Here is a 13,930-nt window from a genome sequence, read left to right as displayed (position 1 = left end):
GTATCCCCTCGCTGAAGCGGAGGGGTTTTAGCCTGCCCACATCACTCCTATAAACTTCGCAAGGGTACTGCTTAGTGGTACGGGGAATTGCGGTTCTGTCCTTGAGATTCAAACTATAATCGACCGCATGATTCTCACCTACGGGTACAGCATCCAACCCAACAACGACCAAGAAGCCCAAATGGCTAGAGCTACTACGGCAACAGTGGAACTATTGCTTGGGACAAAGACTCGACCAGACTGCATTTGCGCATCAAGAGGCAAAGAAAAGATTTTCACTACAAGGAGCGAAGATACGACTTAATCGGGGTGGAAGACCTAAACATCCCAGGGCTGGCTAGGAGCAAGCTGGCGAAATCGATCTTGGATGCGGCCTTGGGTCAGTTCCTCACCCTTTTGGCAGCAGTGGCAGTGAAATGCGGCGTCTGGATGGTGAAGGTCAACCCCACATCCCAAGAGCGCAACTGTTCCCAAGACGCTGGCCGATAGGGAGCATCGCTGCACCTGCAGGCTAAATCTTTCTCGAGACGAAAACTCAGCGAGGGTGATCCTGAAACGCGCCTTCACGCCGTGGGACTCACGGTGTCTGCCTGTGGAAGACTAGGGGTTGCCCGAAAGTCCGATAGCAATGTTGGAAGCCTTCACTGTACCTTTAGGTTAGTGAAGGAGAATGTCACATAATCCTGCGGTAGATTAGCCTCAGGCCTTTTGGATACGTATGCATTGATGTTGACGGTTCCACGGACAATTTGCCTTGGATTTTTGGCGGTGATTACGGTGGGGACGCTGCTCCTGTGCCTGCCTTGGTCCACTAGTAATGGGCATTGGAATCCCTTTGTCATCGCCCTATTTACAGCCACGTCGGCGGTGTGTGTGACGGGTCACATCATTGTTGATACAGCTACCCATTTTTCCCCCTTTGGTCAACTGGTGATTTTACTGCTGATCCAAGTAGGCGGTCTGGGGTACATGACGGCCACCACATTTTTGATTATTTTGCTGGGACGCAAGTTTAACCTGCGGCAAAAAATAGCGGTACAGCAAGCCTTGGATCGGCGGGGCATACAGGGGGCACGGCAATTGGTGCGCTCGATTTTGGGCTTGACTTTTCTCTTTGAATTGACGGGTGCCTTTTTGCTGTGGCTGATTTTTCGCCAAGACTTTAGTGATCCCCAGGCACTGTGGCTCGCGGTGTTTCACAGTATTAGTGCTTGGAATAATGCCGGGTTTAGTTTATTTAGCGATAGCTTGATGGGGTATCAAACCTCGGTGCCCTTGAATTTGGTGATTTCGCTACTGATTATTTTTGGTGGTATTGGTTATGAGGTGATCTTTGAATTTTATCTTTGGCTGCGGGAGCATCTGCGCCACTGGGGTAAACCTGCCTATTTCATTCGCAAGGCTAGCCAGATGACGTTTAGTCTCAATTTCAAAATTGTGACGAGTACGACGGCGATTCTCCTCATCTTGGGAACGGCAATGCTGTTCGTGACGGAGATGCGATCGCCAGAGCGATTTGGTCTTTTTTCCTTTGATCAGAAGCTCCTCTTGGCGTGGTTTCAGTCGGTTACAGCGCGGACGGCAGGCTTTAATACCGTCGACATTGGTGAATTCAATAATGGTGGGCTATTTATTATGATTGCCCTGATGTTTATTGGTGGCAGCCCTGGTGGCACCGCAGGGGGCATTAAAACAACCACGTTGCGGATTTTGGCAGGGATTACCAAGTCAGCTCTGCAAGGGAAAGAGGTGGTGCTGCTCTACCGCCGCCAAGTGCCCCCCTCGCTCATCATGAAAGCCGTCGCCGTAGCCTTTGGCTCAATGTTTACGGTGCTGGTTTCAACCACTCTGATTGCGATCGCTGACCCCGAAGAGAATTTCATCAATATTCTCTTTGAAACCGTTTCCGCCTTTGGCACTGTTGGTCTTTCCACTGGCATTACCAGTGGGCTAACCGTCTTTTCTAAGGTGGTCTTGATTGTAACGATGTATGCCGGACGGGTGGGGATCCTGCTGCTGATGGCGGCAATTATTGGTGACCCCCAGCCTTCTAGTGTGCAATATCCTGAGGAAAACCTGCTAGTGGGTTAGGGCGCAGCGTACTCAGCAATGGCGGCAGCCATCTCTTGGGTACCCACGGGTTCTTTGCCCGGTGCAGCCAAATCGTAGGTGACAAAGCGCCCCTCGCCAATGACTTTTTCAACAGCCGCTTGCAGACGCCGTGCCGCTTCCATTTCGCCAAGATGTTGTAACATCAACACCCCGGAGAGAATCAATGCCGTAGGATTGGCTTTATTTTGGCCGGCATATTTGGGTGCTGAACCATGAATCGCCTCAAAAACGGCATATTCATCGCCAATATTGGCGCCGGGAGCCACCCCAAGGCCGCCAATCATCCCTGCACAAAGGTCTGAAAGGATATCGCCGTAGAGGTTTGGCATCACCATCACATCGTAGAGTTCGGGCTTCTGCATCAACTGCATGCACATGTTATCGACGATCCGATCTTCAAAGGCAATGTCGGGGTAATGGGTAGCAATTGCGCGGGCACGTTCAAGGAAGAGACCATCGGTAAATTTCATGATGTTGGCCTTGTGAACAGCTGTCACTTTCTTGCGATCGTTGGCCTTGGCATATTTGAAGGCAAACTCAATGATGCGATCGCTCCCTAGGACAGAAATCGGCTTGACACCAATGGCTGCATCGTCGCGAATCGGCTTACCCGATAGATCACTCAAAAAGGCACGAGCTTTGGCCGCTTCGGGACTGGTGTATTCAAACTCAATCCCCGCGTAGAGGTCTTCGGTATTCTCACGAACAATGACGAGGTCAATGTTTTGAAAATAGCTCTTCACCCCAACAATGGATTTAGCAGGCCGTAGGTTCGCATAGAGATTGAGCCGCTTGCGAATCTCGACATTCACAGAACGAAAGCCGGTACCCACGGGTGTGGTAATTGGGCCTTTGATGGCAGTTTTCGTGCTTTTGATGGCATCGAGAACGTGTTCGGGCAAGGGGGTACCGTAGCGTTCCATCATGTCCACGCCAGCATCCACCACTACCCAGTCAATTTTGACGCCCGTGGCATCAATGGCAGTGCGAGTGGCAGCGGCAACCTCAGGACCAATACCGTCGCCGCGAATTAAGGTAACAGCGTGGGACACGAGTTCTCTCTCCGTATACAGAAGTGAAAGACAAAGGTATTAGGAGGGGATGATGCAGCTAAATGAGCTTCACCGTACGTAGCGTGTGAAACAAAATCGTCGCCAAGGCGATCGCGCCCGCAACAATGACAAAGTACAAAACAATTCCCATCATGTTTCTCCTCAACTGGTAGTGATTGACCTCGGGATTCAGAACACCCTAGGCTGTGCCTACAAAACTAACATCGCTAAAGCGCTTTTGTGCCTCGCTGACGGGACGATTTTTGCCTTCCTCTTGCCAGTAGTTGATGATTTCAGTGGCACGGTTGAGGAGTTCAATCCGCTCGGCTTCCGTAATCCAAGATTTCTTCTCTAACTCCGCCTTCAGGAGTTCCCAAGCATCGGTGCGCGGCCAAAAGAAGTAGGAGGTGAGGGGGCTTGTCCCTTTGCCAACAATTTGGTCGACAGCAATCGCTACGTCTTTTTCTAACCAAAGCACTCTCAGGGTAAAGCGGGACAATTCTAACCTCCTAAAACTCGTTTTTCACAAAAGGCCATCCTTTATAATAACCAATCAGGCCAACTGCATACAAGTTTCTGGAGAGCTACACTTGAGTCCCCCCTGCGCCTGTGTCTTTTTTGATATTGATGGGGTAATTCGCGATGTCAGTCGTTCCTATCGCCGTGCCCTAGCGGATACCGTCGAGCATTTTACGGGGGGTGCCTATCGTCCTAGTCAAAAGGAAATTGACGACCTCAAGGCGGAAGGCTGCTGGAATAACGACTGGGAAGGGTCGCGTGAACTCATTTATCGCTACTTTGAACGCCAAGGGAAACGCCGCTCCCAAGTGCCCTTGGACTACGAACGCCTCGTGATCTTTTTTGAGGAGCGTTATAGCGGCGAAAATTGGTCAGGCTATATTCAAGATGAGCCACTGCTGGTGGATGTTGCCTACTTTCAGGCCCTCGATCAAGCACAGATCCACTGGGGGTTTGTTAGTGGTGCGACGCGGGACTCGGCAGAATATGTCCTGAAACACCGCTTGGGTCTCGATCAGCCCCTTTTGATCGCCATGGAAGATGCGCCCGGCAAACCCGACCCCACAGGACTCCGCATGGCCTACCGTCAGGCCACGGCTCAGGAAACCATTCCTGCCTTTTATGTGGGGGATACGGTGGCGGATATGCAGACCGTTGTCAATGCCCGTAAAGAACAAGCAACAACGCCGTGGATTGCCTTAGGGGTGATTCCTCCCCATGTCAAGCCCGAAGATCGGCAACGCTATGGCGATCGCTTGCGCTCAGCGGGAGCCAGTGCAGTCTTTGAACACACTCGCGACATTAGTCCAGCGGTGGTGGCAGCGTTCTTAGGGCAATTGGCTGACCGCGACTCAAACTGCGGGCAATAAGATCGCAGCGTTCATTGCCGACATCGCCACTATGGCCGCGCACATGGTGCCACTGGACTAAGGGATCGTTGAGGGCATCTAACTGCTGCCACAGGTCTTGGTTGAGAACGGGCTTTTTGGCGGCTGTTTTCCAGTCCCGCCGTTTCCAGTTGTGGATCCACTCCGTAATTCCCTTGAGGACATATTCACTGTCGGTGTAAAGGGCGATCGCCCGCCCCGGAGCCAGTTGGCGCCATGCCTTGAGGGCTTCAATGGCCGCCTGCAATTCCATGCGATTATTTGTGGTTGTGGGGTGATGTCCTCCCAGTTCGTGCACAGAACCATCGGCAAAGTAAATGACCACACCCCAGCCTCCTGGCCCCGGATTCCCTTCGCAGGCACCATCGGTATAGATCGCACGAATATCGGTCATGGGTCTCTATACTCTCCAAATGCTGCAAAAAAACAAAGGGTGGCCAGAAGACCACCCTCCAAACAAATGAATCCAAAGACTACTTGATGCTGACTTTGGCGCCCGCTTCCTCGAGTTCTTTCTTGGCGGCTTCGGCGTCTTCTTTGGTGGCACCTTCTTTCACGGGTTTGGGCGTGGATTCCACCACTTCCTTGGCTTCCTTGAGACCCAAGCCGGTCAAAGAGCGCACCACTTTGAGCACTGCAATCTTCTTGTCGGCGGGGACTTCTTCGAGAATCACATCGAAGGCGGTTTTCTCTTCGACTTCTTCTGCGGGAGCAGCAGCACCACCGCCCACGGGAGCGGCGACCATCATGCCACCGACAGGGGCAGCGGCACTCACGCCAAAGACCTCTTCAATTTGCTTGACCAGCTCAGCAGCTTCCAGCAGGGTCAAGGATTTCAACTTTTCGAGAATTTCATCGGTTGCAGCAGACATTGTAAACTCCTATCGTTTCAAAGTTGGAAAAGGTGGCTTCCCAAGGGAAACCGAGAACAGGACCGATCTATGCCGCACCTTTGTCGGCGATCGCCTGTGTTGCCCGCGCCAAGGAAGCGGGAACCTCCTTGATGCCAATGGCAATCTTCGCTGTGACGGCATTGAGGGCACCAGCAATCTGCGCCATGAGTTGTTCCTTTGAGGGCAGATCACCAATGGCCTTCACTTGCGCTTCATCAAGGGCACGTCCCTCCATGACCCCACCGCGGAGGGTGGTTTTTTTCGTGGCCTTTTGGAATTCTTGGTAGGCCTTGATTGTGCCGCCAATGTCATCCTTGACCAAGAGGAACGCTGAAGGTCCCTTGAGGAATTGGGTTATGGGCTGCCAAGTGTCACTTTCTTTGACCGCCAATTCCATCAGCGTATTTTTAGTGACCTTGCAACTGGCATTGCACTTGCGCAAGCGTTGCCGCAAATCCTTCATCTCAGCATCGGTGAGACCTTGGTAGTCAATCACCAGTGCCATTTGTGACTCGCTTAAGCGTTCCTTTAGCTCCGCCACAATTTCTTTTTTGTTTGCTAGCGTGCGTCCCACGCGTATCACCTCCTGTAGTCAGTGAAAGAAAAACCCCAGCAGTGGTGCCGGGGCGATCGCCCAATCCCAACGGATGGACTTCGCAAACCTCGGCAGGAAGATTATGTCTGAGCCAGACCCCTGCGGTCTTCGGTTCCAGTCTCGAGTTGTCCAGTATTGGGCAATAGGCAAGTCCTCCTTAGGCGGCTTCGGCCAGTTTTAGCTCCCGCAGGGCATTGATATCCACTTGAATGCTCGGCCCCATGGTGGCGGCCACATAGACACTGCGCCAGTAGCGACCCTTGGCACCACTCGGGCGGTTGCGGTCAATACTCTCTTGCAGTGCCTTGAGGTTGACGAGCAAGTCTTCGGCGCTGAAGCTAGCTTTGCCAAAGAGCACATGGACAATCCCGGTGCGATCGGCACGGAATTCCACTTTCCCCGCTTTAAACTCCTGAATTGCTTGGGGCAAGTCAAAGGTCACTGTACCAGCTTTGGGCGACGGCATTAGCCCTCGGGGACCCAGAATCCGACCCACTTTGGCCACTTGGGGCATCATATCAGGGGTGGCAATGAGCAAATCAAAGTCCATCCGCCCCTTTTGAATTTCGTCAATGAGCTCCTCTGAACCCACGACATCGGCACCGGCGGCACTGGCTTCGGTCACCTTTTCACCCCGGGCAATGACAGCCACGCGAATGGTTTGACCGGTGCCTTTGGGAAGCGCCACGGTGGCACGCAATTGTTGGTCTGTATATTTGGGATCAATGCCCAAGCGGATGTGAGCCTCTGCCGATTCAGGAAATTTGGCTGTGGCCGTTTCCTTGAGCAGTTGCAAGGCCTCGAGGGGAGCGTGGGGACGATCCTCCACCTTGGCATAGAGTTCGCGCAGTCGTCGCGAGAGTTTACGCATCAGAATTTACCTCCACGGGGTACTAACGAAACGAAGTTTCTCCCCCAACACAACAAAGGACTCAACAGGAACACACTGAGAAAGCTTTAGTCAGTAATGGTGACACCCATATTGCGCGCGGTGCCTTCGATAATCCGCATGGCCGCTTCAATATCGTTGGCATTGAGATCCGGCATTTTCTTCTCAGCAATTTCCCGCAGTTGGGCACGGGTAATGCTGCCCACTTTTTTCTTGTTGGGTTCACCGGAGCCTTTTTCAATGCCCGCAGCTTTTTGAATCAGCACGGAAGCGGGCGGGGTTTTCAGAACAAAGGTGAAACTGCGATCTTCATAGACCGAAATTTCAACGGGAATCACCATCCCCACTTGATCGGCGGTGCGAGCATTGTACTCTTTGCAGAACATCATGATGTTCACACCGTGCTGACCAAGGGCCGGACCAATGGGGGGAGCAGGGTTGGCTTTACCCGCTTGAAGGGCAAGTTTAATAACTGCGACGACCTTTTTCGCCATAGTGAGTTAGCGTCCTAATCTACTTTTTCCACTTGAGTCACTTCGAGTTCGACCGGTGTTTCGCGGCCAAAAATCGAGAGTAATGCTTTCAGTTTGCTACGCTCAGCACTGACTTCAATCACCTCTCCCTCAAAGTCCTTAAAGGGACCATTGAGAACTTTGATCTTATCACCACTGTTGAGATCAATGCGGTGAACCGGTTCTTGTTCTTGGACTTTGCGGAAGATGCGATCTACTTCGGCTGGACTCAGGGGCATGGGCTTGACGTGACCGCGTCCCCGGCCTGTACTGCGGCGTTGCTCGGCACCAACAAAGTTAATCACATTAGGGGTGTTTTTAATCACCTGCCAAGCTTCATCATCAATTTGCCATTCACCCGTTTCGGGGGACTGCTGTGCCCGCACTTGGACAAGAACATAACCGGGAAAAACTTTTTCCTCAATGGTTTGCCGCGAGCCATCTTTTTTGATTTTGATAACAGGGGTTTGGGGGATTTCAATGCGAAAGATGCGATCGGCCACATCCAGCGTATGGAGCCGCTGCTCGATGGTGCTTTTCACTTTTTTTTCGCAGCCAGAGGCCACTTGCACGGCATACCAAAACCGCTTGACCTTACCAGCTTGATCCCCTTCGGCCACTTCAACGGTGTCGTCAAGAGGATCGCTCAGATCAGAATGATCAGTAAATTCACTCACCATAGGCGCGTACTCGTAGAAATCTTTGGCTGTCTAGAAAATCAGTGTGGCCAGCCAACGAAAGAGCTCATCCACTAGGTAGATGACTGCAGCCGAAAGGGAAACGATAAGAATGACTGCCGCAGATTCGCCAATCAGACGCTGGCGATCGGGCCACACCACTTTGCTGAGTTCTTCCTTGGTTTCGCGGAAAAACTCGGTTAGATTAAAGCCACTAGTGGGCTTTTCGCCTTCGGTACTCTTGGTCACGGCGGCACTCCTTGGGGCGGGGGCAGCCCGTTGCTACCCGTTTAATTCAGCGCGATTTATTATCATAGCAGGTTTCTTCTTTTTAGGAAATCCCGATGTTGGATTGCTTGCGATCGCGCACCCTCACGACGGCCATGGGTGAGGTGGCCTACGTCACGAATGATCTGAGTAATGTGAATCATACCCAGCCGCCTCTATTTTTTTGGCATGGCTTTGGTGGTGGCTCGAGCCGCTATGAGTGGTCGGCGGTTTATCCGGCCTTTGCAGCCGAGTATGCCCTTTTTGCTTTGGATTTGCCCGGTTGGGGGGCCTCTGAGCATCGCGATCAGCCCTATACGGTGGCGGCTTATGTGGATCATTTGCTAGAGTGCCTTGGTCAATTGACGGCAGAACCAGCGGTGGTGATCACGTCTTCACTGACGGCAGCCTTTGCCATCCAAGGGGCGATCGCCTATCCCCAACGCTTCCGTGGCCTGATTCTCACCTGCCCAACGGGGTTGAGTGATTTTGGTCAAGATTATCGCCAGACCCCCCTTGCCCAGATTGCCCGCCAGCCCTATGTGAATATCGCCTTTTATCGCCTCGGTGTGGCCAATTCCCTAAGTGTGCAGTCCTTTATGGCCAATCAACAGTTTGCCCGACCTAGCCGCATCAGTCCGGAAATGGTTGCCACCTATACTGCAGTGGCGCAGTCGGCAGGGGCAGAGTTTGCCGCGTTGGCCTTTGTTCGGGGTGATCTCTGCTGCGACCTCAGTCGCTTTTTGCCCCATTTGACGGTGCCGACCTATATCCTTTGGGGAGAGCAGGCAAAACTCCCCCCTGTGGCCGTAGGGCAACGCTTGGCCCAGTTAAACCCCGACGCGATTCGTGCTTTTGATGTGATTCCAGAGGCGGGACTCACGCCGCAGTTGGAGTGCCCTGCGGTCATGATTGGCTTGATTGATCACTATCTTGGCCAGTTGCTGGCCTCCTCTTGAGGCGACCTAACGCTGGGCATTGGCAGTGGCGGGTAGGGTTGTGCCATAGACACGGGGGCGATCGCCCTGGGCCAATTGGGTGCTGCCTTGAGTATCCACTGCCCAGATCGTGGCTTTGGGATTCCCCATCGTTTGGGTCTGAAAGAGCACCCGTTGCGGATGCGTCGTGCTCCAGCCCAAGAGGGTGGCAAAGTCGTATTCATCAGCCGTGGGATAAACCGTGGCCACGTGACCCACCCCCGCCTGCCAAATCCACGCGGCATCGCTAATTAAATCGGTGGCAAACAAGCCGCCAACCTGGCGCACCAAGAGATGATTGCCCGTTTCTGACCAGCCAACCGGGACTAGCACCGCAATCAGACCTTGGCCTTGGCGCACCTCTGCCAAAAATTCCCGCGGCATTTCCCTAAGGCTTTCAATCCGCTGCTGGCTGCCGCTCTGGCGATCGCGAATTTCAAGAATGCTCACCAGTTGTTGCCGTTGCGCCTCGGGATCAGCCGTAAAGTAGAGGGTGGCCTGTGCCACATAGCGGCCATCGGGAGAGACGTATTGGGGCGTCTGCTGGGTGAAACGGAGGGATTTCTTGGCTTTTAGGGCAGCGGCGTGGCCGTCGTCAATCCATTTCCAAGGGAGCGGGAAGGGACTTTGGAGGGGATCCACCACAACGGTTTCTAGGGGTTGATCGGGGGCAGGGGAACGCTGGGATTGGGCAAGTGTCACTGGGGCGATCGCAAGGGCTGTCAGTATCCCACAGACTGAGGAGATCAAAAAGCCGCGCCACGCCGCACATCGGGTTACCATGAGGTCACTCCTCTGAAACAAAGTTTGCTTATTTTATTGACAGTTGGGTTAAACGAATGACGACAGCTCCTCATAGTTTCTAGGATAGCAATTGGCCTAGGCCGATCGCAGGAAAATTAACGAAGTTTTATGCTCTTGACAGAATTAGTCAAAAAATCTCGTGACTATTTGCATTCATTGGCAGTCATTGAGATTCATTCCCAGTGGCTTCCCCTCAGTTCCCCCTCGCTCAAAGACGCAGGGACGGCCCCCTATGCAGTAAATGCTAAAGGTCATCTGGCGTGGCCCAAGGGTCGGCACTCCCTTTGGTTGGGGCAGCGAATCACGGTACCCGCGACGGTTCAAGGCTATGGGGTGGTGGGTTTAACTCTACGCCTTGATCTCACGTGGTGGGCGGATCAGGCCACGGTGTATGTCAATGGCCAAGCGGTGCATCAGGGGGATTTATTTGATCATTCGGTGAGTCTGTACCTAGGGGAGGCGGTAACCCCCGGCCAAACGTGGGAGGTGGTGTTGCATCTCGTGAGTCCCGGCCACGATGACGGTGCGTTGATGAGATCACGCCTGCGGTTTGAATCGCCAGCGGGAGTGGATCCGGACTTTATTGCCACTGAGTTGGACATTTTGGCGATCTTTGGTGAAACCCTCAACCCACAACCCCTTGAACCCCTACTGAAGGACATCTTAGAGAGTCAAGGGCAGCGCTCCATCTTAGATGCGTTGCTGGCGCAGATTCATGACAGCATGCAGGCGATCGCGACCCCTTTGCAGGATTTCACAATGCACCTGTGTGGCCATGCCCATTTGGACTTGGCGTGGCTCTGGCCGATCACTGAAACGTGGCAAGTGGCACAGTCCACTTTTAGATCTGTATTACAGCTTAAGGAACGCTATCCCGAACTCACCTTTACCCACTCTACCCCCGCCCTCTATGCCTATTTGCAGACCCATGCCCCAGAACTGTTTGGACGGATTCAGGAAGCCGTGGCAGCGGGTTGGTGGGATGTGGCGGCAGGTCTGTGGGTAGAACCGGAACTCAATCTCATTCATGCTGAGTCGATTGCCCGTCAGATTCTCTATGGTCAGCAGTACGTGCAGCAGGCCTTTGGCGACATTAGCCCGATTGCTTGGTTGCCCGATACCTTTGGCTTTCCAGAACGGCTCCCCAGTTTCTTGGCTCAGGGGGGCATTCGCTACTTTGTCACCCAAAAATTGCGCTGGAATGACACCACCCGCTTTCCCCACAGTTGGTTTGTCTGGCGGGATGTGGCGGGGGCGGAGGTGAATGCCCTGATGTCAGCCCCCATTGGCGAGGGGATTGATCCAGTGAAAATGGCTGCCTATGCCCAAGAGTGGTGGCAACAAACGGGATCGCAGCGCAGTCTATGGCTTCCCGGTGTCGGTGATCATGGCGGTGGACCAACAGCAGACATGTTAGAACGGGTGCGACGCTGGCAACACCTCGGTGGCATTGGGCCGCAGTGGCAATGGACAACCCTGCAGCAGTATTTGGATCAACTTGCCCAAGAAACACCGCCGATTACCCAGTGGCAAGGGGAACTCTATTTAGAGTTCCATCGCGGTTGCTACACCAGTCATGGCGATCAAAAAGCTGCCCACGATCGCGCCCAACGCCAACTACAGGAAGCGGAACGCTGGTGTGCCCTCGCGGCAATCACAACTTCTTTTTCCTACCCCAGAGAAGAACTTAAAGCTTGTTGGCAACAATTTCTTTTTAACCAGTTTCACGATATTCTTCCCGGCTCCTCGATTCCAGAGGTTTATGCCGAGGTGAACCCAACATGGCAGCAACTCCTGACAACAACAGAAACGTTACTGGGTACGGCGCAAACGGCTCTGTGTGCGTCTATAGACTACGGCGATCCCCCCGTGGCAGGGGCCATTCCTGTGGTCATTTTCAATAGTGGAGTGGGCGATCGCGCCGGGGTTGTGCACATTGATTTGGCACAGCTACCGCAGGAGATCCCCTCTTGGCGGGTTTATTGTCCACGGGGCGACTACGATTTACCAGCGCAGTTGAATGCTCCCCGAGGTTGTCTGACGTTTCGTACCCCTGAGGTGCCGGGAATTGGCTACGCGCTCCTGTGGCTCTGCCCGCGATCGCGCCCTGACACGTTGCCGACCCCGCCCTTGGGCTATGTCTTGGAAAATAACTATCTCCACGTTGAAATTGATCCGGCAACGGGGGAAATCACCAATCTGTATGACAAGTTGAATCATCGTCCCTGCTTGGGCGATCGCGGCAATCAACTGCAGTTTTTCCAAGATCAGGGGCAATACTGGGATGCTTGGAACATTGACCCCAACTATGGGCAGCTCCGATTGCCGGGGGCAACCCTAGAGGCCATTGAATGGGTGACGTGGCATCAACTGGAGCAGCGACTACGGGTGAGGTGGCGCTTTCAGTCCTCGCAGATTCAGCAGGAGTATGTGTTGCAGTATCAAACCCCGTGGCTGCGCATTGATACGGTGATTGACTGGCAGGAGGAACATATTCTCCTCAAGGCGGCCTTTCCCTTGGCAATCCGTGCTGAGCAGATCACCTGCGAAACTCCCGGTGGTGTCACAGTGCGACCCACCCTCCCCAATCCCCACCTCAGCGCCCATGAGCAAACAAAATGGGAGGTGCCCTTTCTCACGTGGGTGGATTTGAGTACGCCAGAGTACGGGGTGAGTCTTTTTAGCGACTGCAAGCATGGTCTTGATGCCCAAGCCAATCAACTGCGATTGACCCTCTTGCGATCGCCCACCTGGCCGGATCCAAATAGCGACCGCCGTCACCACCGCTTTAGCTATGGTGTGTTTCCCCACAGTGGCTCGTGGCAAGTGGCTGGTGTCCCGCAGCAGGCGGCTCAGTTTAATCTTCCCCTCAGGGTCATGATCCCTCAAGGGGCAGCGAAGTTGTTTGCCCCCGCCAACTTATCGAAGACATTACCGCCCCAGGCTCAGCTTCTCCACTGGTCCGATGCCCGCATTCAATGTCTTGCCCTCAAACCATCGGAGGATGGACAGGGGTGGCAATTGCGAGTAGCAGAAGTGGCTGGCGAAGGGGGCACCTTGGAACTGCACTCAACCCTAATCCCATGGCAGATCAAGGTGCAGCAAACACTTCTAGAAACACCGGCAGGGGACGCAGACTCAGCGATCCTCAGCCCATGGCAAATTCAAACATTTCGGCTGTATCCCTAGAAGGGCACTTCATCCAAATTAATCTCTTCGACTTCGGGGAGGGGCGGTGCCACCTTCGGTGTAACAGTTGCCGTGACTGCGGCGGTAGCCGTTGCAGTTGTCGCAGGGTGATCCACAATATTCCCCTCAACGGTGTAGAAGCGGCTCAACACCAACTCAGCACGTTTTTCTTTAAAACCCTCAGGGCGGTCAATGGTGTCCATTTTTAGCCGACCTTCAAGGATCAGACGATCGCCCACTCTGCATTCTGCCTCCATTTTTTCTCCCAACTTGCCCCAAGCCACTGTTCGCAGACTCATGGGTGGCTCTTCACTGCGAAGGCTGGCAAACTGCACCACCATCGTGGCCACCGCCATCTGATTTTCCTGGGTGTAGCGCAGTTCTGGCGCTTGAATGACTTCTGCAAAGAGGACGCAACTATTCATCCAATAAACTTCCAACAGGCCATGGTGTTTCTAGTATAGTCCTAACGGCTGCCGCGACAAGCCCACAGGATCAATTCCCTTGTGCCCCCCCTGCAACCCACCGTGTTCCCGGAGCAGCAACCAACCATGAAA

16 protein-coding genes and 1 other annotated feature are annotated in these 13,930 nt (G+C 53.6%); of the genes, 5 read left to right on the top strand and 11 right to left on the bottom strand.

The features are described from left to right. Nucleotides 1-363 precede the first annotated feature (363 nt). A complete protein-coding gene (locus tag IGQ15_RS03080) occupies nt 364-489 on the top strand; it encodes a hypothetical protein (protein WP_297048559.1) in 126 nt (41 codons plus the stop codon). Between the two features lie 237 nt (nt 490-726). Continuing rightward, a complete protein-coding gene (locus IGQ15_RS03075; RefSeq protein ID WP_297048557.1) occupies nt 727-2,091 on the top strand; it encodes a TrkH family potassium uptake protein in 1,365 nt (454 codons plus the stop codon). Here IGQ15_RS03075 and IGQ15_RS03070 read toward each other — a convergent pair. Next, on the bottom strand, nt 2,088-3,164 hold the full coding sequence (locus tag IGQ15_RS03070) for an isocitrate/isopropylmalate dehydrogenase family protein (RefSeq protein ID WP_297048555.1): 1,077 nt from the start codon (nt 3,162-3,164) through the stop codon (nt 2,088-2,090). The genes IGQ15_RS03075 and IGQ15_RS03070 overlap by 4 nt on opposite strands. Nucleotides 3,165-3,363: 199 nt before the next feature. Then, the gene (locus IGQ15_RS03065; RefSeq protein ID WP_149817201.1) at nt 3,364-3,663 is read right to left on the bottom strand and encodes a 30S ribosomal protein PSRP-3; all 300 of its coding nucleotides are present in this window, start codon (nt 3,661-3,663) and stop codon (nt 3,364-3,366) included. A gap of 91 nt (nt 3,664-3,754) precedes the next feature. Here IGQ15_RS03065 and IGQ15_RS03060 point away from each other — a divergent pair, with 91 nt between their 5' ends. Next, on the top strand, nt 3,755-4,552 hold the full coding sequence (locus IGQ15_RS03060) for a TIGR01548 family HAD-type hydrolase (protein ID WP_297048552.1): 798 nt from the start codon (nt 3,755-3,757) through the stop codon (nt 4,550-4,552). Here IGQ15_RS03060 and rnhA read toward each other — a convergent pair. The 7 genes from rnhA to secE all read right to left on the bottom strand — a co-directional run bounded on the left by rnhA (nt 4,485) and on the right by secE (nt 8,385). Next, the gene (gene rnhA / locus IGQ15_RS03055; protein WP_297048550.1) at nt 4,485-4,964 is read right to left on the bottom strand and encodes a ribonuclease HI; all 480 of its coding nucleotides are present in this window, start codon (nt 4,962-4,964) and stop codon (nt 4,485-4,487) included. The two genes, IGQ15_RS03060 and rnhA, sit on opposite strands and share 68 nt — an antisense overlap. Nucleotides 4,965-5,043: 79 nt before the next feature. Beyond that, nucleotides 5,044-5,442 carry a 50S ribosomal protein L7/L12 gene (gene rplL / locus IGQ15_RS03050; protein WP_297048548.1) on the bottom strand — a complete coding sequence of 133 codons (399 nt, stop codon included), beginning with the start codon at nt 5,440-5,442 and terminating at the stop codon, nt 5,044-5,046. A 67-nt stretch (nt 5,443-5,509) separates the two neighbouring features. After that, nucleotides 5,510-6,037: a 50S ribosomal protein L10 gene (rplJ, locus tag IGQ15_RS03045; protein WP_297048546.1), complete on the bottom strand. Its 528-nt coding sequence runs from the start codon at nt 6,035-6,037 to the stop codon at nt 5,510-5,512. 18 nt (nt 6,038-6,055) lie between these two features. Next, nucleotides 6,056-6,188, bottom strand: a sequence feature (ribosomal protein L10 leader region). 27 nt (nt 6,189-6,215) lie between these two features. Next, complete coding sequence (rplA, locus tag IGQ15_RS03040) at nt 6,216-6,932, bottom strand: 50S ribosomal protein L1 (protein ID WP_363315770.1); 717 nt, start codon at nt 6,930-6,932, stop codon at nt 6,216-6,218. Nucleotides 6,933-7,015: 83 nt separating this feature from the next. Continuing rightward, nucleotides 7,016-7,441, bottom strand: a complete 426-nt coding sequence (gene rplK, locus IGQ15_RS03035; protein ID WP_297048542.1) for a 50S ribosomal protein L11 — start codon at nt 7,439-7,441, stop codon at nt 7,016-7,018. Between the two features lie 14 nt (nt 7,442-7,455). Then, complete coding sequence (nusG, locus tag IGQ15_RS03030) at nt 7,456-8,139, bottom strand: transcription termination/antitermination protein NusG (RefSeq protein WP_297048540.1); 684 nt, start codon at nt 8,137-8,139, stop codon at nt 7,456-7,458. 30 nt (nt 8,140-8,169) lie between these two features. Beyond that, nucleotides 8,170-8,385, bottom strand: coding sequence for a preprotein translocase subunit SecE (gene secE, locus IGQ15_RS03025; RefSeq protein ID WP_149817217.1), 216 nt, complete (start codon nt 8,383-8,385; stop codon nt 8,170-8,172). Between the two features lie 95 nt (nt 8,386-8,480). Between secE and IGQ15_RS03020 the strand changes: the two genes are divergently transcribed. Beyond that, the gene (locus IGQ15_RS03020; RefSeq protein ID WP_297048538.1) at nt 8,481-9,362 is read left to right on the top strand and encodes an alpha/beta hydrolase; all 882 of its coding nucleotides are present in this window, start codon (nt 8,481-8,483) and stop codon (nt 9,360-9,362) included. Nucleotides 9,363-9,368: 6 nt separating this feature from the next. Here IGQ15_RS03020 and IGQ15_RS03015 read toward each other — a convergent pair whose 3' ends face one another. Next, on the bottom strand, nt 9,369-10,163 hold the full coding sequence (locus IGQ15_RS03015; RefSeq protein ID WP_297048536.1) for a hypothetical protein: 795 nt from the start codon (nt 10,161-10,163) through the stop codon (nt 9,369-9,371). 129 nt (nt 10,164-10,292) lie between these two features. On the opposite strand from IGQ15_RS03015, the gene IGQ15_RS03010 reads away from it, so the two are divergent. Further along, entirely contained in the window at nt 10,293-13,373 is a 3,081-nt protein-coding gene (locus tag IGQ15_RS03010; protein WP_297048534.1) for a glycoside hydrolase family 38 C-terminal domain-containing protein, read from the top strand. Here IGQ15_RS03010 and IGQ15_RS03005 read toward each other — a convergent pair. Then, nucleotides 13,370-13,798 (bottom strand): single-stranded DNA-binding protein, encoded by a 429-nt coding sequence (locus tag IGQ15_RS03005; protein ID WP_297048532.1) that lies wholly within the window; start codon nt 13,796-13,798, stop codon nt 13,370-13,372. The two genes, IGQ15_RS03010 and IGQ15_RS03005, sit on opposite strands and share 4 nt — an antisense overlap. Nucleotides 13,799-13,930: the final 132 nt, after the last annotated feature.

This window comes from Thermosynechococcus sp. M98_K2018_005 (genome assembly GCF_015295825.1).
Taxonomy (GTDB): Bacteria; Cyanobacteriota; Cyanobacteriia; order Thermosynechococcales; family Thermosynechococcaceae; genus Thermosynechococcus.
Note: the sequence above shows the minus strand (reverse complement) of the source record. Positions and strands in the feature narration are given on the sequence as shown.

Coding starts and splice junctions, on each gene's coding strand:
- IGQ15_RS03010 (WP_297048534.1), top strand. CDS start 10,293: ATGCTCTTGACAGAATTAGTCAAAAAATCTCGTGACTATTTGCATTCA.
- rplL (WP_297048548.1), bottom strand. CDS start 5,442: ATGTCTGCTGCAACCGATGAAATTCTCGAAAAGTTGAAATCCTTGACC.
- IGQ15_RS03020 (WP_297048538.1), top strand. CDS start 8,481: ATGTTGGATTGCTTGCGATCGCGCACCCTCACGACGGCCATGGGTGAG.
- IGQ15_RS03075 (WP_297048557.1), top strand. CDS start 727: ATGTTGACGGTTCCACGGACAATTTGCCTTGGATTTTTGGCGGTGATT.
- rplK (WP_297048542.1), bottom strand. CDS start 7,441: ATGGCGAAAAAGGTCGTCGCAGTTATTAAACTTGCCCTTCAAGCGGGT.
- IGQ15_RS03015 (WP_297048536.1), bottom strand. CDS start 10,163: ATGGTAACCCGATGTGCGGCGTGGCGCGGCTTTTTGATCTCCTCAGTC.
- IGQ15_RS03005 (WP_297048532.1), bottom strand. CDS start 13,798: ATGAATAGTTGCGTCCTCTTTGCAGAAGTCATTCAAGCGCCAGAACTG.
- rnhA (WP_297048550.1), bottom strand. CDS start 4,964: ATGACCGATATTCGTGCGATCTATACCGATGGTGCCTGCGAAGGGAAT.
- nusG (WP_297048540.1), bottom strand. CDS start 8,139: ATGGTGAGTGAATTTACTGATCATTCTGATCTGAGCGATCCTCTTGAC.